The following is a 353-nucleotide window of genomic DNA, read 5'->3' on the forward strand; positions in this document are numbered from 1 at the left end:
TCGTGCGCAAATGCGAGAACGGCGTAGATGCCGCCCGGCACGGTGGCGAGGTAGGCGTCCAGAACCTTAAAGTCCCATAGGCCAGCGATGGCGAAGGCCGTGCCGATAGAGCTGGCGATCATCAGGGCGATCACGCCCAGGATCACGGGCAGGGCCTTCACGAATTGCCGCAGCGCGCCCTTCGTCAAGGTGCCGCCGGCCTGCACACCGACCAGTGCGTAGGCCAGCTTCTCCAGCAGCCCGTTCGGCGCGATGAACTCGTGCGGCACGCCGAACACCATCACGCCGATCATGGCGAACGCGATGCTCAGCAGCAGGTACGGCGAGCTGATGCTGAACCACCGCGCCGTCAG

At 65.4% G+C, this 353-nt stretch carries 1 protein-coding gene; it reads right to left on the reverse strand.

Features of this window, described 5'->3' with window-relative positions:
* On the reverse strand, positions 1-353 hold a 353-nt coding region (locus CYJ76_RS11665), incomplete at both ends, for an AbrB family transcriptional regulator (protein ID WP_144043109.1).

The organism is Kytococcus schroeteri, from assembly GCF_002847825.1.
Classification (GTDB): Bacteria; Actinomycetota; Actinomycetes; order Actinomycetales; family Dermatophilaceae; genus Kytococcus; species Kytococcus schroeteri.